The 20,327-nt window shown below is 58.8% G+C and carries 15 protein-coding genes; 7 read left to right on the top strand and 8 right to left on the bottom strand.

Translation table 11 applies throughout. The features are described from left to right. Positions 1 to 69: 69 nt before the first annotated feature. Both glyA and ABTV22_RS25925 read right to left on the bottom strand, forming a co-directional pair. Positions 70 to 1,323 (bottom strand): serine hydroxymethyltransferase, encoded by a 1,254-nt coding sequence (gene glyA / locus ABTV22_RS25930; protein ID WP_007970889.1) that lies wholly within the window; start codon positions 1,321 to 1,323, stop codon positions 70 to 72. 208 nt (positions 1,324 to 1,531) lie between these two features. Next, entirely contained in the window at positions 1,532 to 5,290 is a 3,759-nt protein-coding gene (locus tag ABTV22_RS25925; RefSeq protein WP_433741517.1) for a sensor domain-containing protein, read from the bottom strand. Between the two features lie 374 nt (positions 5,291 to 5,664). Here ABTV22_RS25925 and ettA point away from each other — a divergent pair, with 374 nt between their 5' ends. Together ettA and gdhA are read left to right on the top strand one after the other, a co-directional pair. Then, positions 5,665 to 7,329, top strand: coding sequence for an energy-dependent translational throttle protein EttA (gene ettA / locus ABTV22_RS25920; RefSeq protein WP_007950976.1), 1,665 nt, complete (start codon positions 5,665 to 5,667; stop codon positions 7,327 to 7,329). Positions 7,330 to 7,677: 348 nt separating this feature from the next. Next, entirely contained in the window at positions 7,678 to 9,015 is a 1,338-nt protein-coding gene (gdhA, locus tag ABTV22_RS25915; protein ID WP_433737214.1) for an NADP-specific glutamate dehydrogenase, read from the top strand. On the opposite strand, the gene ABTV22_RS25910 is transcribed toward gdhA, so the two are convergent. The 4 genes from ABTV22_RS25910 to ABTV22_RS25895 all read right to left on the bottom strand — a co-directional run bounded on the left by ABTV22_RS25910 (position 9,012) and on the right by ABTV22_RS25895 (position 12,719). Further along, positions 9,012 to 9,506, bottom strand: a complete 495-nt coding sequence (locus ABTV22_RS25910) for a GreA/GreB family elongation factor (RefSeq protein ID WP_433737213.1) — start codon at positions 9,504 to 9,506, stop codon at positions 9,012 to 9,014. The two genes, gdhA and ABTV22_RS25910, sit on opposite strands and share 4 nt — an antisense overlap. 151 nt (positions 9,507 to 9,657) lie before the next feature. Continuing rightward, positions 9,658 to 10,014, bottom strand: coding sequence for a hypothetical protein (locus ABTV22_RS25905; protein WP_433737212.1), 357 nt, complete (start codon positions 10,012 to 10,014; stop codon positions 9,658 to 9,660). A gap of 152 nt (positions 10,015 to 10,166) precedes the next feature. Then, positions 10,167 to 12,020, bottom strand: coding sequence for an Lnb N-terminal periplasmic domain-containing protein (locus tag ABTV22_RS25900; RefSeq protein ID WP_433737211.1), 1,854 nt, complete (start codon positions 12,018 to 12,020; stop codon positions 10,167 to 10,169). Between the two features lie 210 nt (positions 12,021 to 12,230). Then, positions 12,231 to 12,719 carry a DUF3015 domain-containing protein gene (locus ABTV22_RS25895; RefSeq protein ID WP_433737210.1) on the bottom strand — a complete coding sequence of 163 codons (489 nt, stop codon included), beginning with the start codon at positions 12,717 to 12,719 and terminating at the stop codon, positions 12,231 to 12,233. A 287-nt stretch (positions 12,720 to 13,006) separates the two neighbouring features. On the opposite strand from ABTV22_RS25895, the gene ABTV22_RS25890 reads away from it, so the two are divergent. Together ABTV22_RS25890 and ABTV22_RS25885 are read left to right on the top strand one after the other, a co-directional pair. Next, a complete protein-coding gene (locus ABTV22_RS25890; protein WP_433737209.1) occupies positions 13,007 to 15,445 on the top strand; it encodes a Lon protease family protein in 2,439 nt (812 codons plus the stop codon). 308 nt (positions 15,446 to 15,753) lie between these two features. Then, the gene (locus ABTV22_RS25885) at positions 15,754 to 16,095 is read left to right on the top strand and encodes a hypothetical protein (protein WP_433737208.1); all 342 of its coding nucleotides are present in this window, start codon (positions 15,754 to 15,756) and stop codon (positions 16,093 to 16,095) included. Positions 16,096 to 16,101: 6 nt separating this feature from the next. Here ABTV22_RS25885 and ABTV22_RS25880 read toward each other — a convergent pair whose 3' ends face one another. Continuing rightward, a complete protein-coding gene (locus ABTV22_RS25880; RefSeq protein WP_433737207.1) occupies positions 16,102 to 17,931 on the bottom strand; it encodes a hypothetical protein in 1,830 nt (609 codons plus the stop codon). Positions 17,932 to 18,090: 159 nt separating this feature from the next. Here ABTV22_RS25880 and ABTV22_RS25875 point away from each other — a divergent pair, with 159 nt between their 5' ends. The 3 genes from ABTV22_RS25875 to ABTV22_RS25865 all read left to right on the top strand — a co-directional run bounded on the left by ABTV22_RS25875 (position 18,091) and on the right by ABTV22_RS25865 (position 19,835). Next, positions 18,091 to 18,579, top strand: a complete 489-nt coding sequence (locus ABTV22_RS25875) for a TIGR00645 family protein (RefSeq protein ID WP_433737206.1) — start codon at positions 18,091 to 18,093, stop codon at positions 18,577 to 18,579. A 206-nt stretch (positions 18,580 to 18,785) separates the two neighbouring features. Continuing rightward, on the top strand, positions 18,786 to 19,094 hold the full coding sequence (locus ABTV22_RS25870; RefSeq protein WP_433737205.1) for a DUF6482 family protein: 309 nt from the start codon (positions 18,786 to 18,788) through the stop codon (positions 19,092 to 19,094). Between the two features lie 123 nt (positions 19,095 to 19,217). Then, a complete protein-coding gene (locus ABTV22_RS25865) occupies positions 19,218 to 19,835 on the top strand; it encodes an FKBP-type peptidyl-prolyl cis-trans isomerase (protein ID WP_433737204.1) in 618 nt (205 codons plus the stop codon). A gap of 113 nt (positions 19,836 to 19,948) precedes the next feature. Here the strand turns inward: ABTV22_RS25865 and ABTV22_RS25860 are convergent, their stop codons facing one another. Continuing rightward, entirely contained in the window at positions 19,949 to 20,206 is a 258-nt protein-coding gene (locus ABTV22_RS25860; protein ID WP_433737203.1) for a PA4570 family protein, read from the bottom strand. Positions 20,207 to 20,327: the final 121 nt, after the last annotated feature.

The following is a 20,327-nucleotide window of genomic DNA, read 5'->3' as shown; positions in this document are numbered from 1 at the left end:
GTTTATTCGAAAAAAACACGGGTATAAAAAACCCGGCCAAGGCCGGGTTTTTTTAATCACGATCTACAATCAAGCGCCGTACACCGGCAGCTTCTTGCAGATGGCCTTCACCTTCTCACGTACGGCGTCGATGACCGCTTCGTTGTTCAGGTCAGCCAGGATGTCGCAGATCCAGCCGGCCAGTTCCTTGCACTCGGCTTCTTTGAAGCCGCGAGTGGTCACAGCCGGAGTGCCGAAGCGCAGGCCGGAGGTGACGAACGGGGAGCGTGGATCGTTTGGCACGGAGTTCTTGTTCACGGTGATGAACGCTTTGCCCAGCGCGGCGTCAGCGTCTTTACCGGAGATCTCCTGCTTGATCAGCGACAGCAGGAACAGGTGGTTCTGAGTACCACCGGACACCACGTCGAAACCGCGCTCGATGAACACGCTGGCCATGGCCTGGGCGTTTTTCACCACTTGTTGCTGGTAGGCCTTGAACTCAGGCTGCAGTGCTTCCTTGAAGCAGATCGCCTTGGCAGCGATCACGTGCTCCAGCGGGCCGCCCTGGGCGCCAGGGAATACCGCGGAGTTCAGTTTCTTCTCGATGTCGGCGTTGGCGCGAGCCAGGATCAGGCCGCCACGTGGACCGCGCAGGGTCTTGTGGGTGGTGGTGGTCACGACGTCAGCGAATGGCACTGGGTTCGGGTAGACGCCAGCGGCGACCAGACCGGCCACGTGGGCCATATCAACGAACAGGTAAGCGCCGACTTTGTCAGCGATGGCGCGGAAACGCGGGAAGTCCAGGATCTGCGAGTAGGCAGAGAAACCGGCCACGATCATTTTTGGCTTGTGCTCGACCGCCAGGCGCTCGACTTCGTCGTAGTCGATCAGGCCATTGGCGTCGATGCCGTACTGGATGGCGTTGTAGAGCTTGCCCGAAGACGAAACGCTGGCGCCGTGGGTCAGGTGACCGCCGTGGGCCAGGCTCATGCCCAGGATGGTGTCACCGGCCGACAGCAGGGCCAGGTAGACGGCGCTGTTGGCTTGCGAGCCAGCGTGCGGCTGGACGTTGGCGTAGTCGGCACCGAACAGTTCCTTGGCTCGATCAATTGCAAGCTGCTCGACGATGTCGACGTACTCGCAACCGCCGTAGTAGCGCTTGCCTGGGTAGCCTTCGGCGTACTTGTTGGTCAGTACCGAGCCTTGAGCTTCCATCACCGCAGGGCTGGTGTAGTTTTCCGAAGCGATCAGCTCAATGTGCTCTTCCTGGCGCTGAGCTTCTTGCTCCATGGCGGCAAAGAGATCGGCGTCGTACTTGGCAATAGTCAAATCACGGCTGAACATGGCGGTCCTCAAGGATCGGGGGCGGAAAAGGGGGGCATTCTACCCCAACGAGTTTTGGAAGGCATATGAAAGGACATCATGTCGCGGACAAGTGGTGTTCATGACCTCAAAGTCAAAAGATCGCAGCCTGCGGCAGCTCCTACAGAGGGATGCATTTACAGGTAGGAGCTGCCGCAGGCTGCGATCTTTTCAGCGTTTGCGCGAAGCTTCAGTCGAAGACGAAGAGCGCATCATTGCTGAACTGCACGGCGAACATGTCCGCCGGCATCGGGCGGCCGAACAGGTAACCCTGGACTTCATCGCAACCGTGCTCCCTGAGGAAATCAAGCTGCTCGTGGGTTTCCACGCCCTCGGCGATCACCGCCAGGTTGAGGCTGTGGGCCATGGCGATGATCGCGCGGGCGATCTGCGCATCTTGTTCGCCCGATGGCAGGCCGTCGACGAAGGTGCGGTCGATTTTGAGCACATCGATCGGGAACTGCTTGAGGTAGTTGAGCGATGAGTAACCGGTGCCGAAGTCGTCGACGGCGATGCTCAGGCCGAGGTTTTTCAGGCCGTCGAGAATCTGCATGGCCTCGCTGACTTCGCGCATGAGGATACTTTCGGTCAGTTCCAACTCCAGGCACGCCGGCGGCAGGCCTGTGTCCTTAAGAGTGGTGGCGATCCGCGTGCCGAGTTGGCCATCGGAGAACTGCCGTGCCGAAATGTTCACCGACACCTTTGGCACCCGCACCTTGGCCTGATGCCAGGCCTTGAGCTGACGGCAAGCCTCGCTGATCACCCAGTCGCCCACATCCACCACCAGACCCAACTCTTCAAGCACCGGAATGAAATCACCTGGCGGAACGAGGCCACGGCGCGGATGGCGCCAGCGCAGCAGGGCTTCGGCACCGGTCAAACGTTTGCCGTCGCCACTGAATTGCGGCTGGTAAAACAGCACGAACTCATTCTGTTCCAGGGCATGGCGCAAGTCGCTTTCCAGTTCCAGGCGCTCCAGGGCGCTGGCGTTCATGTCCGCCTGATAGAACTGGAAGTTGTTCTTGCCGCGCTCTTTGGCGTGGTACATCGCGGTGTCGGCGTTCTTCATCAATTGGCTGAGCTCGTTACCATCCTGCGGGCTCAGGGCGATGCCGATACTGGCGGTGACGAAGAACTCGCGGCCCTCGAGCACGAAGGGTTTCACCAGGCTGGCGAGGATCTGTTCCGCCACATGAATCGCGCGGGTCAAGGCGATTTCACGGTTGGCCCGCGGTTGCAGGAGCAAAGTGAACTCATCGCCGCCCATGCGCGCCACAGTGTCGTCATCGTCGACGCAACCGAGCAGGCGCGTAGCCATTTCCTTGAGCATGCGGTCGCCGGCGGCGTGGCCCAGGGAGTCGTTGATCGGCTTGAAACGGTCGAGGTCGAGGAACATCAGCACCACCCAGGATTTCTGCCGCTCGGCCGCTTGCAAGGCGGTGTGCAGGCGATCCTGGAACAGTGTGCGGTTGGGCAGGTGAGTCAGGGCGTCGTAATAGGCGAGGCGGTGAATGCGCTGCTCACTGGCCTTGCGTTCGCTGATGTCGCTGAAGAAGCAGACGTAACTGGCCAAATCGCCTTCATCGTCCAGCACCGCGGTAATGCCGACCCAGGCAGGGTAATGCTCGCCATTGCGCCGCTTGAGCCAGACTTCGCCTTCCCAGGTACTGTTCTGGCTCAGCTGTTTGAGCACATAGCGCAGATGGGCTTCTTGCTGCTCGTCGACGGTCAGCATGTTCGGCAACTGGTCGAGGACCTGTTCCACCGCATAACCGCTGACGCGGCTGAAGGCTTCGTTGGCCTGGACAATGTAGCCGGCCGGGTCGGTGATCAGGATCGCCGAGGTCGAGTGTTCAAATACCGTGGCGGCCATGCGCAGGTCTTTTTCGGCGCGGCGTTGCTGGCTGATGTCGCGACCGACCCCGAGCACGCCTTCGAAGGTGCCATGCTCGTCCCAGACCAGTACCAGCCGCAACTCGATGGGAATCTTGCGCCCGTCGGCCCGCAGGCAGTCGAACAGGAATAATTGAGTCTGCACCTGGCTGCGCAACAGGGCCAGTTGTTCGGGTCGATCAAGCGCTTTGTTGACCCGCTCCATCAGGCTGTAGATGCCGGTCAATTGCTGCGGGTTGGCGATGGTCGATTGCCAGCCGTTCTGGAAAATCCATTCGGCGTCGTAACCCAGCACGAGTTGTACCGATGGGCTGACGTAATTGAGCGTCATGCGGTTGTCGGTGGAGAAAATCACGTCACTGATACTTTCGGCGAGCATACGGTAGCGCTGTTCACTGTCACGCAAGGACTCGCTGGCTTCGATCTGCTCGGTGACGTCCTTGGCCACGCCAATGATGCGGGTCACTTGATCGTGTTCGTCCCGCGCCAGGGCCTGTTCGCGAATGTCGAAACGACGCCATTCACCGTCCCGGTGCCGGAAGCGCAACTGGCATTGCATCAATTGGCTGTAGCCACCTTGGCGCTGGATCTGGCGCGAGCGGTGGTAGTAGTCGGCATCGTCGGGATGTAGAAGTATTTCCCAGAAGTACTCGCCCATCTGCTGTAGTTCGGTGCGGTTGTAGCCCAGGGTCTGGCCCAGATGGTGGTTGCTGAAGATCATGCGTTGGCTGATCACGTCCTGCACATACAGGTGATCGGGCACGGTGCGCACCACATCGGACCAGAAGCCTTCGCGCTCCTGCAATGACAACTCGATCAACTTGCGGCTGGTGATATCGGTGATGCTCAGGATCACCGCTTTATAGTCTTCAGGGCTTTGCGGCAGGCGCAACACCAGCCACAGGTGCTGGTCGCGGCCATTGGCGTCCCGGCGTTTGATTTCCAACTCAAGTTGCGGTTGCTGATTGAGAACCGCTTCGAGCACTTGATTGCCGATGGCGCTGCCATCGAGTGGGTTGCTGTTGATCAGCAGGTCCCAGGCTTGCGCGCAACCGCCGACGTTCAGCAGTTGCAGGGCCATCTGATTGACCTCGGTAATACGCAGTACCTGCAACAATTGGCGGCGTTGTTCCGGGTTATCCAGCCACGCCTGCAATTGTTCTGTGTTCTGCAATCGGGCCTTGTCGAGGGTGTTGGCGAGACTGGACATATCGAGTACGCACAGTGCGACGCCAGTGCCTTCGAAAATGTCCTGATAGCGCCGGCGACCTTCATGCAACTGGCGCTGACGCCGCCGCATGTTCAGCAGCACGATAAACGGCAATATGGAAAGGGCCAGGCACAGCAGGCATTTGCCGATGAACGCTGGCAGCAGCTCTTCGAGCACCCGCTGTCGATCGAACAGCCCGCGCAACTGCCAGTCGCTGCCGCTCAGTGGAACGGTCAGCACACTGTTCGTCAGATCGTCCTGGGTCAGCGTGCCCGGGTTGACCAACGGCAGTGCCACATCGCGGCTGATGATCTGGTGGTTGAAGCGATTTTCCACCAGCCATTGCGGACGGCCATCGGGCTCGTTCAGGTTGGTCAGTGACGAAAAGAACATCGGTTTCAGGCGCAAGGCCCAATAGCCCCGGGTGCTGCCGCTGGCCTGATGCAAGAGCAGGTGAACCACCGAGCCATCAATGGCATTGCTGAAGTAGTGAGGCTGGGCACGACTTCGGCGCACCAGTTCACTCAGATAGTCGGCGTCTTCGCTGTTGGTCGCGCTGTCCGCGAGGATTGTTCCGGACGGGCTGAGCAGGGCAAGACTGGTCAAATCAGGCAATGACTTTTGCAGCTTGCGCAGCAGCTCCTGCAGCTCGTCGGTACTTTGCGGCTGCTCGACGATCGGTAGCAGGTTGAGGGCGATCTGTGCGTTGAGCGCCATGTTCAGGCTGACTTGCGAGGCCAGGTCGGCGGTGTAGTCGATGGTGTATTGACGCTGGATTTTTCGGGTTTCGCGTAGCTGGTCCAGCAGTTGCCAGAACAGCAGTGCAAGCAGCAAAAGCACCAACATCGCCAACGCGCCTTTGAGGGTTCCGCGCAGGGGCGAACCGGGCGCTGCTGTGGGGGCGCTGGTGGTCAGGGACGGAGGAACGTTGGACAAACTTTAATCCTGCGGTTTGGCTGGACTGGCGCGACGTGCACTATAAGCCGGACGCCCGAAGGGCGGCTAGCATGCCTTGAGTTGTGGCAAAGTGCCAGTCCCGCTCGGCTGGACGGCCATCTGTCATTAAGGTAGCTTTGCCGGTTACGCGGGAGCGTTCCAGCTCCTAGAATCAGGCTTTTTCAGCGCGCACATATTGAAAGCTTCAATCGGACGTCGCGCACAGCCTGGCCAGGCATCGCCTGTGCCCTAATCATTCATCAGTCACTGACCCAAGGTTCTCCATGGCTCAATACGTATTCACCATGCATCGGCTGGGCAAAGTTGTGCCGCCGAAGCGGGAAATCCTGAAAAACATCTCCCTGTCGTTCTTTCCTGGCGCCAAGATCGGCGTACTCGGCCTCAACGGTTCGGGTAAGTCCACGCTGCTGAAAATCATGGCGGGCGTCGACACCGAGTTTGAGGGTGAAGCTCGTCCGATGCCGGAGCTGAACATCGGTTATCTGCCGCAGGAACCACAACTGGATCCGACCAAGACCGTGCGTGAAGTGGTCGAGGAAGCGGTCAGCGTGATCAAGGACGCGCAAGCTCGCCTGGACGAGGTCTATGCCGCCTACGCCGATCCGGATGCCGACTTCGACAAGTTGGCAGCCGAACAGGCCAAGCTCGAAGCCATCCTGCAGGCCAGCGACGGTCACAACCTGGAGCGCCAACTGGAAGTCGCCGCCGATGCGCTGCGTCTGCCGGCCTGGGATGCCAAGGTTGAACACCTGTCCGGTGGTGAGAAGCGTCGTGTGGCCCTGTGCCGCCTGCTGCTGTCGGCCCCTGACATGTTGCTGCTCGATGAACCAACCAACCACCTGGATGCCGATTCCGTCGCCTGGCTGGAGCATTTCCTGCACGATTTCCCGGGCACCGTGGTTGCGATCACGCACGACCGTTACTTCTTGGACAACGTCGCAGGCTGGATTCTGGAACTCGACCGCGGCGCGGGCATTCCTTACGAGGGCAACTACTCGGGTTGGCTAGAGGCCAAGTCCGATCGTCTGGCCCAGGAGTCCAAGCAGCAGTCGGCTCACGAAAAAGCCATGAAGGAAGAACTGGAGTGGGTGCGCAAAGGCGCCAAGGCCCGCCAGTCGAAATCCAAGGCTCGTCTGCAACGCTTCGAAGAAATGCAATCGCAGGAATTCCAGAAGCGCAGCGAAACCAACGAGATCTACATCCCGGCCGGCCCGCGCCTGGGCGACAAGGTCATCGAGTTCAAAAACGTCACCAAGGGCTATGGCGATCGCGTGCTGATCGACAACCTGTCGTTCTCCATGCCTAAAGGCGCCATCGTCGGCGTTATCGGTGGTAACGGTGCCGGTAAGTCGACCTTGTTCCGCATGCTGATGGGCAAGGAAACTCCGGATTCGGGCTCCATCGAAATCGGCGAAACCGTGCAACTGGCTTGCGTGGATCAGAGCCGCGAAGACCTGGACGGCAGCAAGACCGTGTTCCAGCAAATCTCCGACGGTTCCGACCAGATCCGCATCGGCAACTACGAGATCCCGTCGCGTACCTACGTCGGTCGCTTCAACTTCAAGGGCGGCGATCAGCAGAAGTTCGTCAAGGACCTGTCCGGTGGTGAGCGCGGTCGTCTGCACCTGGCCCTGACGCTGAAAGAGGGCGGCAACGTCCTGCTGCTCGACGAACCGTCCAACGACCTCGACGTTGAAACCCTGCGTTCCCTGGAAGAAGCCCTGCTGGACTTCCCAGGCGCCGCCATTGTGATCTCTCACGATCGGTGGTTCCTTGACCGCGTGGCGACTCACATCCTGGCGTACGAAGACGATTCGCAAGCAGTGTTCTTCGAAGGCAACTACACCGAATACGAAGCCGACCGCAAAAAGCGCCTCGGCGAAGCGGCTGCCCAGCCGCACCGTGTACGGCACAAGAAACTGGCCTGATTTCGGGTTGGTTGCATGAAAGAACGGAGCCTTCGGGCTCCGTTTTTTTTTGAGTTTTTTCAGTGGTGCCGATGTGAATCCTTCGCGAGCAAGCTTCGCTCCTACAGGAGTACGCGATCAACTTGTAGGAGCAGAGCTTGCTCGCGAAGAGGGAGTCACTGGTGGTGCAAAATCTGATGTGTGAATCCCTTTTTAGGTGCGCAAATACCCGTAAAACAGGATTAATTTATATCCTTTGCACCATTTAATTTCATAAAGGCGACATTCTGCGCTGTTCTTGTGCGTGAATCGTTTGTTACAGTCCGGCTCCATTTACTCCAACGACAATAAATTTGCCGAGACTTTTCCATGATCGAATCCGTCGACTCCTTCCTTGCCCGTCTGAAAAAACGCGACCCGGATCAGCCTGAGTTCCACCAGGCCGTGGAAGAGGTCCTGCGTAGCCTGTGGCCCTTTCTCGAAACCAATCCACACTACCTGACCTCGGGAATTCTGGAGCGTATCTGCGAGCCGGAGCGGGCGGTGGTGTTTCGGGTTTCCTGGGTCGACGATCACGGCAAAGTGCAAGTCAATCGCGGTTTCCGCGTGCAGATGAACAGCGCCATCGGTCCGTACAAGGGCGGCCTGCGTTTCCACCCTTCGGTGAATCTGGGCGTGTTGAAGTTCCTCGCTTTCGAGCAGACCTTCAAAAACTCCCTCACTTCGCTGCCCATGGGTGGCGGCAAGGGCGGTTCGGACTTCGATCCGAAGGGCAAGAGCGATGCGGAAGTCATGCGCTTCTGCCAGGCCTTCATGAGCGAGCTGTACCGTCACATCGGTGCCGACGTTGACGTGCCGGCCGGTGATATCGGCGTTGGCGCCCGCGAGATCGGTTTCCTGTTCGGCCAATACAAGCGCCTGAGCAACCAGTTCACCAGCGTGTTGACCGGCAAGGGGCCGAGCTACGGCGGCAGCCTGATTCGCCCGGAGGCCACCGGTTTCGGTTGCGTGTACTTCGCCGAGGAAATGCTCAAGCGTCGCGGTTTGTCGGTCGAAGGCAAGCGCGTAGCGATTTCCGGCTCCGGCAACGTCGCGCAATACGCGGCCCGCAAGGTCATGGACCTGGGCGGCAAAGTGATTTCGCTGTCGGACTCCGAAGGCACGCTGTACTGCGAAAGCGGTTTGACCGAGGCACAGTGGCAAGCGTTGCTGGAGCTGAAAAACGTTCAGCGCGGCCGTATCAGCGAGCTGGCCGGTCGTTTTGGTCTGGAGTTCCTTGCCGGACAGCATCCGTGGAACCTGAGCTGCGACATCGCACTGCCGTGCGCCACGCAAAACGAACTGGATGCCGATGCCGCTCGCGCATTGCTGCGCAACGGCTGCATCTGTGTGGCAGAAGGCGCGAACATGCCGACCACCCTGGACGCCGTGGACCTGTTTATCGAAGCCAACATCCTGTTCGCACCGGGCAAGGCGTCCAACGCCGGCGGGGTTGCGGTGAGCGGTCTGGAAATGTCGCAGAACGCCATGCGCCTGCTGTGGACCGGCGGTGAAGTGGACAGCAAGCTGCACGCGATCATGCAGTCGATCCACCACGCTTGCGTGCATTATGGTGAAGAGAACGGTCAGGTCAATTACGTCAAAGGCGCGAACATTGCCGGCTTCGTCAAAGTCGCCGATGCCATGCTGGCCCAGGGCGTGGTTTAAGCCGGTTCGATGCAGATGATCTCGATCCGCTGATCGCCGGCCGGGCGTTGCCACAGCACCTCGTCACCGAGTTGCGCCCCGAGCAACGCCCGACCCAAGGGCGATCCCCAGTTGATCAGGCCCCTGGCGGCATCGGCCTGATCTTCGCCGACCAGTTGCACGCGGCGCTCGGTATTGTGCTCATCGGCATAGGTGACCCAACTGCCGATCTGGACTTTGCGGGTTGAGGCCGCGGGCGGCACCACCTGGGCACTTTGCAGGCGTTGATGGAAGTAGCGCAGATCGCGCTCAAGGTTAGCCATCAATTGTTTGTCCGCCTGGTCGCCGAGCGCCGATTGTTCGCTGTGCAGGGACTGCAACTCGGCGACCTTGTCCTGCAACTGGGCAAGGCCTGCAGGCGTGACGTAGTTGGGTTGCGCACTGACCTGCCTTTCGACCGGCTGGTCGGCTTGGGCGGCGGCATTATCTTCATTGACGAAGGCGCGGCTCATGGTGTGCTCCCGTTATTGGATTTGGGCCATGGTTGCAGGCTTGTAGGAGCAGAGCTTGCTCGCGATGGCGTCGGCGCAGTCACCAAGATGTACCGCATTGATCCTATCGCGAGCAAGCTTTGCTCCTACAGGGTGGATGTCTATCCGCGACCTATTGCGAGCGATAAGCCCGGGCGGTGTCCTGATCCTTTTGTTGTTGCCAGGCTTTGTCGCGCTCGTCCCAATGGTTGCTGTGATAGTCCTCGCGGTCCTGGCTTTCGCGCATGGCCTGACACTGACGAAAGCCATCGCTCCAGCCTTCGGCGTAATTCGAGTCTTTCAAATAACGCGGGACATTTTTGCGAAACTCACCAGTAATGGCCCCGGCGGCTTGCCGGCCACTGCTGCACCCATCATCGAAACCATCGGCGAACGCCGGTGGATAACCCTTGGCGATCAAGTCCTCGTGGGTTGACTGGCAACCTGCGATCAATAGCAACAAACCAACAACACCTGCACAACGCCACATCCTGGACTCCCGGGCCGTCCAACGGCCGATATGGGAAGTCTAGAGGTGGGAGCGTCAGCTGGGTGTGAAGGAAAGATCAAAAGATCGCAGCCTTCGGCAGCTCCTACATGCGTACGCGACCCCTGTAGGAGCTGCCGAAGGCTGCGATCTTTTTAGTAGTGATACCACTTCACCTCAAGCATCACTTCATTCTCGGGTGAGGCCAGGTGGCTGAATTCGCGCTGGGCACTCAAGCGCAGTCCGAGATTGCGCGACAGCTCCCATTGCTGATTCAGGCTCAGGCTACGACGCACTTCGCCGTTGGTGAAGAAGTCCCCCTTGGTTTCCAGGCTGAAGTTGCCAAGTGGGTTTTTCCACAGCAGGCCGGTATTGAAGCCCGCCGCCGGGGCGATAAAGCCGGCGAAATCATTGTTGTGTTCCACACGCACGGTGCCAAGAGCGAAACCCAGCAGGTCGTCGCCCAGTTGCCAGGTTCCGCCGCCACCGCCATTGACGTGGCTGACCAGGTTCTCGTCGTCATGCTTGCCCGGCACCCGCTCCAGGCCGCCAGTGACTTGCCATGACAGTGGCTGCAGCAGCTCATTGCGCGGTGTCAGGGAGCGAATGGTCGCCAGATCCAGTTGCTGCACCTGCCAGTCATTGCCTTCGTATTGACGCAATTTAAGTTGCAGGATTTCGATCTGCGCGCCGAGGGGGAAGCTTTCGGCATTGTCGTTGAGATCGTGATAAGCCATGCGCAGGCCATATTCGCCAAAGGCTCGGTCGCCTCGGGTGCCCAGCCCGGCCTGCCAGGTGCGCGACTCATGACCGTCCTCGGGCAGCCCAGGCTGCGGGATGTCCAGCTCCGGCGCCGGGTTCTGGTTGATCGCCCGCAGCAGTTCGAAGCTGCGCTGCGCGCGTTCGGGGTCGCGCTCCTGACCGTTGGCGCGGTAGCGCTCCAGGCGATAGGCGGCATCGATGATCAGCGCCTGGCGGTCTCGGGGTTGAGCCTTGAATGCCGGGGCTTGCAGTTGTTTCTGGTCTGCGCTGACTTTCAGCACCCACTGCTGTTCGTCGTCGGTCAATGGCTCGGCACGGCTGAGCAGTTCGCGCTCGCGGGAAGGACGGTACTGAATGGACTCCACCAACCCGGCATCTTTCACGGCTTTGACCGTGTCGGTCGGGATGGCCGTGATTGGGAATTGCTCGGTCAGGCGCAGGCTTGGACGCGCCACTTGCAGCAGTTCCAGCAAACGATAGGAGCAGTTTTCGTCAAAGAAGAAATAGTCGAACTGAATCTGCTTCAGCTCCCAGACGTGCTCGACCATGCGTTCGGTCTCCGCCTGGGTCAGGTTCAAGCGGTACTCCCACAGGTCGCGGTTTTCCAGGCTGCGGTATTCGGAGAGTTTTTCCTGGTAAGGCACCAGTGCAAACAGGCCGGGATAACCGCCCATCAGGCCTTTCCAGGCGTAGAGGATGCTGTTGTCCGAGCCTTCGATGTAAGCGCCGAAGTTGATCGCGTAACTGAGCAGCGAAGTCTTGTCGCTTTGCACATCCGCCTGATCGATACGTAGCAGGGTGTGGCCGAACATGGAGGACGGACTATTGAGGTAGGCTGCCGGGAAAATCATCACCGCACTGTGGGGCGAGACATCCTTGAACCACTGCTTGAATTCGGCGCAGTCAACCGTCGGCAGATCGGTCAGGTTGAGCTGTGCTTTCAGCCAGCGGGTACGGGCCGGGTAAACGCATTGCGCATGTTGCTCGCCAGCGTTGGCCGGCGCGTACAGCGCCTGCACGGTGGCCGCCAGTTCATGGTCGGGGTGTTCGTTGCCGTCGGCGGCGAGGAAGAACTTCTTGTCGCTGACATAGCTGCGCCAGCCGCCGAGCTTGGCGGTTTCGTAATGGCCCAGGGAAATCCAAAAAGGGTCGTTGGCCAGTTGCTGCAAACGTTGAGGGTCGATGTGGGGCGCGGCGGACAGCGGGGCGCAGACACAGAGCGCCAGCCAGGCAAGGCGTTTGAGCATAGTCAGCAACTTAAACAGGAAAAAACAGAGACCCAAAACGGTTAATTTCGCTCTCTTGTAGGAGCTGTCGAGTGAAACGAGGCTGCGATCTTTTGATCTTCAAAATCAAAGATCGCAGCCTCGTTTCACTCGACAGCTCCTACAGGTGATTGGCGTTGGGCGGGTCCAAAAAATAAACCCGCTTCCCAAAAGAAGCGGGGCGGGTCGAGCTTAAGCCTGGGTGGCGTACTTGGCCAGACGAGGATCGTTCTTCAGAACGGCCAGGGTGTTGGTGTGCACATCTTCGGCGGTCACGTCAGCCTTGCTGAAGATCTGCTGGAAGTGCTCATGAGTGACGGCGGCGAAGTACGCACGGTCTTCCGGTGCCACGCCCAGTACCACGGCATAAGTGGTCAACGTTTCGCCCTGACCTTTGGCCATGTCTTCGGACAGCTCGTTCATCATGCCATTCATGGCAAACCAGGATTTGCCGCCATAGGTCAGCGACGCGTTGGTGGAGCAACCGTTGGTGCCGGACGTCATGCCGAAGGTTGCGTTACCGGAAGTGCCGTTGGTGGTGGATGCCAGGATGTGAGCCGGAGTACCACGCTGACCTTCGAACAGCATGTTGCCCCAACCGCAATCCGGGCCGCCTGGCGACTGAGCCATGGCGTTGATGGATACAGCGGTGAAGAGAGTACCGAGAAGAATCCGTTTCATAGCTTTGTTCTCTTTGTGTGCATACCAATAGACAAGGGAGCTGGCCCGGCCTGATACCCGACGGCGCCAGTAAGGCCGGTTATTAGTCCAGCCGCGCAACTTGGAGTTTAGGCACGATCACGGGGTTCCGTGATTTTTTGCGAAATATTGGCTAAAAACAGTGATTTGGCGCCGCTCTGCGCCGGGGTTTCGACTTGTCTATGCTTTGGCCTGAGGCGCTCCTTGCCAGTCAGGCATGGGCAGCGCCAGAATGCCGCTATCTGCCCCGCCTGATGTAAGGAAGCCCGATGCCTGATCCTGTTGCTGCCAGCTTGCGTCTAGCGCCTGAAGCGCTGACCCGTCCGTTTTCCGCTGAACAGTTCAGCTTCTCTACCACCAATGATCTGGAGCCCTTTCGCGGTGTGCTTGGCCAGGAACGCGCGGTCGAAGCCTTGCAGTTCGGTGTGGCCATGCCGCGCCCCGGTTACAACGTATTCGTCATGGGTGAGCCCGGCACCGGCCGGTTTTCGTTCGTCAAACGCTACCTGAAGGCCGAAGGCAAGCGCCTGCAGACCCCGGCGGACTGGGTCTACGTCAATAATTTCGATGAACCGCGCGAGCCGCGTGCACTGGAATTGCCATCGGGCACAGCCGGTGCCTTTATCGGTGACATCAACGGCCTGATCGACAACCTGCTGGCCACCTTTCCAGCGGTGTTCGAACACCCGTCCTATCAGCAGAAAAAAAGTGCCATCGATCGTGCGTTCAATCAGCGCTACGACAAGGCGCTGGACGTGATCGAGCGCCTGGCGCTGGAGAAAGATGTCGCGCTCTATCGCGACAGCAGCAACATCGCCTTTACGCCGATGCTTGAAGGCAAGGCGCTGGACGAGGCGGAGTTCGCCCAATTGCCGGAAGCCGAGCGCGAGCGTTTCCACGAAGACATCTCGGCCCTCGAAGAACGGTTGAACGAAGAGCTCGCCAGCCTGCCGCAATGGAAGCGCGAGTCGAGCAACCAGCTACGTCACCTCAACGAAGAAACCATCACCCTGGCCCTGCAGCCATTGCTGTCGCCGTTGTCGGAGAAATATGCCGAGAACGCGGCGGTCTGCGGTTACCTGCAAGCCATGCAGGTGTACCTGCTCAAAACCGTGGTCGAGCAACTGGTGGATGACAGCAAGACCGACGCCGTCGCCCGCAAGCTGCTGGAAGAGCAATACGCCCCGAGCCTGGTGGTCGGTCATTCGGCCAGCGGCGGTGCGCCCGTGGTGTTCGAGCCGCATCCGACCTACGAAAACCTCTTTGGGCGTATCGAATACAGCACCGATCAGGGCGCTCTGTACACGACGTATCGGCAACTGCGACCGGGGGCTCTGCACCGCGCCAATGGCGGTTTCCTGATCCTTGAAGCGGAGAAAATGCTCAGCGAGCCGTTCGTGTGGGACGCGCTGAAACGTGCCCTGCAATCACGCAAGTTGAAGATGGAGTCGCCGCTCAGTGAGATGGGCCGTTTTGCCACCGTTACCCTGACGCCGCAGCACATTCCGCTGCAGGTCAAAGTCGTCATCATCGGTGCGCGTCAGCTCTATTACACGCTGCAGGACCTCGATCCGGACTTCCAGGAGATGTTCCGCGTCCTGGTGGATTTCGATGAAGACATCCCGATGGTCGACGAAAGCCTGGAGCAATTCGCCCAGTTGCTCAAAACCCGTACTTCCGAGGAGGGTATGGCACCGCTGACCGCTGATGCGGTGGCACGTCTGGCGACCTACAGCGCGCGCCTGGCCGAGCATCAGGGGCGTTTGTCGGCGCGGATCGGTGACCTGTTCCAGTTGGTCAGCGAAGCGGATTTCATTCGTCATCTTGCCGGGGATGAAATGACCGATGCCGGCCACATCGAACGAGCGCTCAAGGCCAAGGCCACCCGCACCGGTCGCGTGTCGGCGCGGATTCTCGATGACATGTTGGCGGGGATCATTCTGATCGATACCGATGGCGCTGCCGTCGGCAAGTGCAACGGTTTGACGGTGCTGGAAGTCGGCGATTCGGCCTTCGGTATACCCGCGCGGATTTCCGCCACGGTGTACCCGGGTGGCAGCGGCATCGTCGACATCGAGCGCGAGGTCAACCTCGGTCAGCCGATCCACTCCAAGGGTGTGATGATTCTCACCGGGTATCTGGGCAGCCGTTACGCCCAGGAATTCCCGTTGGCGATTTCGGCGAGTATCGCCCTGGAGCAGTCCTACGGATATGTGGACGGCGACAGTGCGTCCCTGGGCGAGGCGTGCACCTTGATTTCGGCTCTGTCGAAAACCCCGCTCAAGCAGTGCTTTGCCATCACTGGTTCGATCAACCAGTTCGGCGAAGTGCAGGCGGTGGGCGGGGTCAACGAGAAGATCGAAGGCTTCTTCCGCCTCTGCGAGGCCCGCGGGCTGACAGGGGAGCAGGGCGCCATCATTCCGCACGCCAACGTGGCCACGCTGATGCTCGACGAGAAAGTGCTGGCGGCGGTACGTGCGGGGCAGTTCCATGTCTACGCGGTGCGCCAGGCTGACGAGGCGCTGAGCCTGCTAGTGGGCGAGCCGGCGGGCGAACCGGATGAGAATGGCGAGTTTCCTGAAGGAAGCGTCAATGCGCGGGTGGTGGAGCGTCTGCGGGTCATCGCTGAAATGATCAGCGAGGACGACTTGAAAGAAGCCGAGAAAGAGTTGGCGGTCGAAGCATTGGCGGAAGCCAAGCCGGCCTGACATGCCATCAACCCTGTAGGAGCGAAGCTTGCTCGCGATGACGTAGTGCCAGTCGACATCCTTTTCGCCTGACACGCCGCCTTCGCGAGCAAGCTTCGCTCCTACAGTTTTTGGTTTGTATCTGGCTCAAAAGTGCCATCACGCTGACGTCAAAATTCACACAATGACCATTCGGCGCCTTCTGGTTTCGTCTGGCGTACCCGTCAAACTTTTCTTCTATTATCTGCTCAGGGATATGGACAGTAATCACTGGATCGAAACAGCCTTCTCGTGAAGGCTGAATACCGGATCTACCGAGGGTCGCCGCCATGTCGCGCAACCTCTGCCTCACCCGTCAATGTCTGGGTCTCGTGACCCGTATCGAATGCTCCATCAAGCCATTGGCCGGTGATACGGGCATGTGGACTCTATTGTTTGCTGCCGGAATGGCTGGCGAACAACCTTCAGCCATCAAGGCTCAAGGCCCATTTCCTGGTCCGTTCGCGGCTGAATCGATACTCGACACCATCGTTGAAAGCCTGACCTTGCATGGCTACGAATTGGCCGATGACCCACAAATCTGGTGCCTGCATCTGCAAGCCCAGTTGCGGGAAATCAATGGGGGCCGTTGCCGTAGCGTCGGTGGTTTCGATTACCGGCCCGAGCATTGAACCGCGCTATTGAGCCAGTTTGGTCGTGTCAACTTTGTCGAGTTTGACCTCGTAGCCGTATTGCACGGTGACGAGGTCAGTTCGCTGATAAGTTTCCAGGCGCGTGGGTTGTCCGTAGAAATAATGCACGGTAAATAGAGCCGGGCCTTCCGGACTCGCGTCATGGCTGACCGCAAGAATTTCCTTGAGGTAATTGCCGCTGTCGTCCTTGGCATAAAACCGCCAGTCCTGTTCGGGAAAAACTTTCTGATCCACCACCAGCGCATTGCCTTTGAGTTCCAAGCCTTTGGGCAATTGGCGGGCGTCAATGCTCTGTTTTTCGACCGTGGCCAGAAACAGCGGGATGGAGCCGACCACATACGCGGGTGTTTCCGGAAACAGGTTCAAATCGTAGGTGATGATGTCGCGCAGGGGATCGACCTGATACGCCTCTGGCGGCAACTCGATCGGTTCATCGCGTTTGCCATTGCGGTCCTCGGTGAAAAAGCTCACCGGGCTTTCGCCAGGATTGAAGTCGGTGCCGAGCAGCTCATCATTGAAGGTTTTGAGATGGTTGAACTCGATTCGCGCCGCGCTCGGGTCGTCCACCGACTGACTGATGGTGACGCTTTTTTTCAGTTGTTCTTCGGTCAGCGTCGCGCCCTTGAGCCAGATGGGCGCCTGGTCGCCATACACCAACACCGGCAGGTTCAGCGGCTGGATGGTCTTCTGCGTGGTGTGACGGTCAAAGCGACGGACCGGCAGGTTCAGGTCTTTGTGGGTCACGGTGACAGCTGAAAAGTCCAGCAGGCTGACTTCGAGGGTCTCGATAGGGCCATTGAAGTACACCTTCGAATAACGGTGAGTCTGCTGTTTCTCGAACGTACGCTGTTCTTCATCGAGCTGTTTTTCGAACGCCTCGTTCCAGGCTTTCTGTTGCTGCATTTTTGCCAGTTGTCGCTGATAGAAGGAAATCTGCGCGGCAGTTTCGTTGATCGAGCCGGAGCGCGTAAGGAATTGCCCGGTGGCGTCTTTGGCCTGGACAATCAGCGGGTTCAGTGGTGTCTCACTGACCTCAGGTGCTTGTGGCGCGCTGTTGTTGAATTCGATTTCTGCGTAGTTGGTGCCCAGTTTCAGCAGCGTGACGCTGAGGTTGTCGTTGGTGCGGGCCTGGCCAACATCCTTTTTCGTCAAGTTGAAGCTGTAGAGCCGGCGCGGCGCAATGACTTCCACCTTGCCTTGCAGGCTGACCGGCTGTGGCTGGTTCTTGATGTCGACATCGAGACCTTCGATGAACGGGTAGGTGACGGTCAGGTCATCGGGGTTGCTCAGGTTGGAACTCGATGGGCTCAGTTGAATGCCGGGATCGGTTTCCGACCATTCCGGCTGGAAGGCAATGACGCGTTTGTTACTCAGGGTCACTGACTGCCATTCCAGGCCATGGGGAAAAAGAAAAGCGGCCGGAATACTGAAGTTGAAAGGAAAAACCGGCTGCAGGTCGGTCAGGTAGTCGGAACTGGATTCTTTATGCAGCACGAACAGGCCGTTGATGTAGGTGTCGACCAGCGCCTGCGGTGTGGGGTAGTGCTTGAGGACGGCGAGGGCATCCTCCCCGTATTCGGTCACCACCGGTTTGCTGTTGAGCTTGAGCTGTGCCCGTTCAAGCAGCAACAACGAACCGCCGAGTTCGGCCACGGCATCCTTGAGTTTCGGGTCGGTAATGGCATCCAGCGATTTTTCGAACTGCGCCGTCTTTTCTTCAAGGCTGACCTCATGCTTCTCCTCGCTTGGCGAGCAGGCACTTAGCAAAAGAGCCAGGCAGATTCCGGCGCTGGTCAAGGGCAAACGCACATCCATTTCCAGTCTTCCTGTCCGATATCACTGAGCCGTCAATGGTTTGGACACTAGCAGAAAAACTTTGATACACACGGGCAAGTCGCGGATTCCCGACGGTTTTATGGTCGCTTCTGGTGACTGTTATACTCGCGGCCATTTTCAGACCACGTGTGAGATTCAATGGAACGCTTTATCGAAAACGCAATGTACGCCTCTCGCTGGCTGCTGGCACCGATCTACTTCGGGCTGTCACTTGGGCTGCTGGCCTTGGCGCTGAAATTCTTCCAGGAAGTCTTCCACGTCATCCCCAACGTCTTTTCCATGGCCGAGTCGGACCTGATCCTGGTGCTGCTGTCGCTGATCGACATGGCGCTGGTGGGTGGTTTGTTGGTGATGGTGATGATCTCCGGTTACGAAAACTTCGTTTCCCAGCTGGACATCGACGACACCAAGGAAAAGCTCAATTGGCTGGGCACCATGGACTCGTCTTCGCTGAAGATGAAAGTTGCTGCCTCGATTGTGGCGATTTCTTCCATCCACCTGCTGCGCATCTTCATGGATGCCAAGAATGTCGATCCCGAACACCTGCAGTGGTATGTGATCATTCACATGACGTTCGTGGTCTCGGCCTTCGCCATGGGCTATCTGGATAAAGTAACCAAGCACTGAGGCCTGACGAGCTTCCTGTGGCGAGGGAGCGTGCTCCCGCCGGAATCCCGCCTTCCTGGGGCTGCTGCGCAGCCCAACGCGAGCAAGCTCGCTCGCCACAGAGTATTTCGTCAAAACAGACGAGCGGCATGGTTTTTGGCTTGTGCTTTGATGCGCCGAGGCATATCCCTGTGATGGTAATGATTCGTCACTGCTGAGGTGCGTTCATGAACCTGCAAGAGCTGAATGCTTATGCCGTCGCCGGAAAGGTCGATGAGCTGAATCTGATTTCGCTGGAAGGCGGGATCTACCTGCTGGAGGCGCGGATGCATGGCGCAGCCTATCCATTGAACGATGGGCACGGTCACATGATGCACCTGCGTTCGGTGGAGCATGCCCGTGATGTTCTACGCTCCTTTCCGAAGTTGAACTTCAACCTTGTGCATCACCTGGTGCATGACGAGATGTGCGGGCTCGGTGACATTGACGAGAGCCTGAAGGTGCCGATCGACCAACGCTCTGCACGACAGGTCTGACAGCCCTGATCATCACGATGGCATCTGTGCTAGTCTGCTGACCCTTTTTGGTTCCGGGCGCTCCGGGGACGCGCTGTGCATGCACGGCAAGTTCGCGGGCCGTCCGCACAGCGGAGCAGTGTCATGTCCGAAGTAAATCTGTCCACCGACGAAACCCGCGTCAGCTACGGCATCGGCCGTCAGCTGGGCGATCAACTGCGCGACAACCCGCCACCGGGCGTCAGCCTGGACGCGATCCTGGCAGGCCTGACCGACGCATTCGCCGGCAAGCCAAGCCGTGTTGGTCAGGAAGAAATGTCTGCCAGCTTCAAGGTGATCCGCGAAATCATGCAAGCCGAAGCTGCAGCCAAGGCTGAAGTGGCCGCAGGCGAAGGCCTGGCTTTCCTGGCTGAAAACGCCAAGCGTGACGGCATCACCACCCTGGCTTCGGGCCTGCAGTTCGAAGTACTGACTGCCGGTGAAGGCGCCAAGCCATCCCGTGAAGACACCGTGCGTACCCACTACCACGGCACCCTGATCGACGGCACCGTGTTCGACAGCTCCTACGAGCGCGGCCAGCCAGCAGAGTTTCCGGTTGGCGGCGTGATCGCCGGCTGGACCGAAGCCCTGCAACTGATGAATGCCGGCAGCAAATGGCGCCTGTACGTGCCGAGCGAACTGGCTTACGGCGCTCAAGGCGTTGGCAGCATTCCGCCGCATAGCGTACTGGTGTTCGACGTCGAGCTGCTCGACGTTCTGTAAACCGTGATCCTGTAGGAGCGAAGCTTGCTCGCGATTGCGTCACCTCGGTTTCAAGTAAACCGAGTCGCCTGCTTCGCGGGCAAGCCTCGCTCCTACATGGGTTTCAGCGGCTTTCATAGTTCAATCTTGTTGTGTAGCTCACCGGTTGGGCGCAATGCCCGGGCATAGCAGAACAGGAACAGATTCCTCACCACTTCCTTGAGCACCATCGGCTCACTGGAGCTCAAGCCATCGAGATCCAGATCACCTTGATCCTGCAGCTCGTTCAAGGCTTCTTCTTCAAGTACCGCACAGACTTCCCCGGTTTCCCGATGCAGAATCCTCAGGTAAGGGTGTGGGCGATCCAGCCAGGCATCGATCAAATAAGTCATGTCTCATCTCCATTGATTGAGGTTCAATGAGAATAATTCTTATTCATTAAATAGCAAGGGGCTATTGGCGGATTGCGATTTTTTCCGGGTAAAGATTGCGTCAGGTCAAAACGAATGGCGT

Source organism: Pseudomonas putida, from assembly GCF_050990305.1.
Taxonomy (GTDB): Bacteria; Pseudomonadota; Gammaproteobacteria; order Pseudomonadales; family Pseudomonadaceae; genus Aquipseudomonas; species Aquipseudomonas putida_AH.
Note: the sequence above shows the minus strand (reverse complement) of the source record. Positions and strands in the feature narration are given on the sequence as shown.

What these genes read in the sequence shown, in the direction of transcription:
- ABTV22_RS25875 (WP_433737206.1), top strand. Translation starts at nt 18,091, where the DNA reads ATGGAACGCTTTATCGAAAACGCAATGTACGCCTCTCGCTGGCTGCTG.
- ABTV22_RS25880 (WP_433737207.1), bottom strand. Translation starts at nt 17,931, where the DNA reads ATGGATGTGCGTTTGCCCTTGACCAGCGCCGGAATCTGCCTGGCTCTT.
- ABTV22_RS25925 (WP_433741517.1), bottom strand. Translation starts at nt 5,290, where the DNA reads ATGTTGGTGCTTTTGCTGCTTGCACTGCTGTTCTGGCAACTGCTGGAC.
- ABTV22_RS25865 (WP_433737204.1), top strand. Translation starts at nt 19,218, where the DNA reads ATGTCCGAAGTAAATCTGTCCACCGACGAAACCCGCGTCAGCTACGGC.
- ettA (WP_007950976.1), top strand. Translation starts at nt 5,665, where the DNA reads ATGGCTCAATACGTATTCACCATGCATCGGCTGGGCAAAGTTGTGCCG.
- gdhA (WP_433737214.1), top strand. Translation starts at nt 7,678, where the DNA reads ATGATCGAATCCGTCGACTCCTTCCTTGCCCGTCTGAAAAAACGCGAC.
- ABTV22_RS25910 (WP_433737213.1), bottom strand. Translation starts at nt 9,506, where the DNA reads ATGAGCCGCGCCTTCGTCAATGAAGATAATGCCGCCGCCCAAGCCGAC.
- ABTV22_RS25895 (WP_433737210.1), bottom strand. Translation starts at nt 12,719, where the DNA reads ATGAAACGGATTCTTCTCGGTACTCTCTTCACCGCTGTATCCATCAAC.
- glyA (WP_007970889.1), bottom strand. Translation starts at nt 1,323, where the DNA reads ATGTTCAGCCGTGATTTGACTATTGCCAAGTACGACGCCGATCTCTTT.
- ABTV22_RS25860 (WP_433737203.1), bottom strand. Translation starts at nt 20,206, where the DNA reads ATGACTTATTTGATCGATGCCTGGCTGGATCGCCCACACCCTTACCTG.
- ABTV22_RS25905 (WP_433737212.1), bottom strand. Translation starts at nt 10,014, where the DNA reads ATGTGGCGTTGTGCAGGTGTTGTTGGTTTGTTGCTATTGATCGCAGGT.
- ABTV22_RS25900 (WP_433737211.1), bottom strand. Translation starts at nt 12,020, where the DNA reads ATGCTCAAACGCCTTGCCTGGCTGGCGCTCTGTGTCTGCGCCCCGCTG.
- ABTV22_RS25890 (WP_433737209.1), top strand. Translation starts at nt 13,007, where the DNA reads ATGCCTGATCCTGTTGCTGCCAGCTTGCGTCTAGCGCCTGAAGCGCTG.
- ABTV22_RS25885 (WP_433737208.1), top strand. Translation starts at nt 15,754, where the DNA reads ATGTCGCGCAACCTCTGCCTCACCCGTCAATGTCTGGGTCTCGTGACC.
- ABTV22_RS25870 (WP_433737205.1), top strand. Translation starts at nt 18,786, where the DNA reads ATGAACCTGCAAGAGCTGAATGCTTATGCCGTCGCCGGAAAGGTCGAT.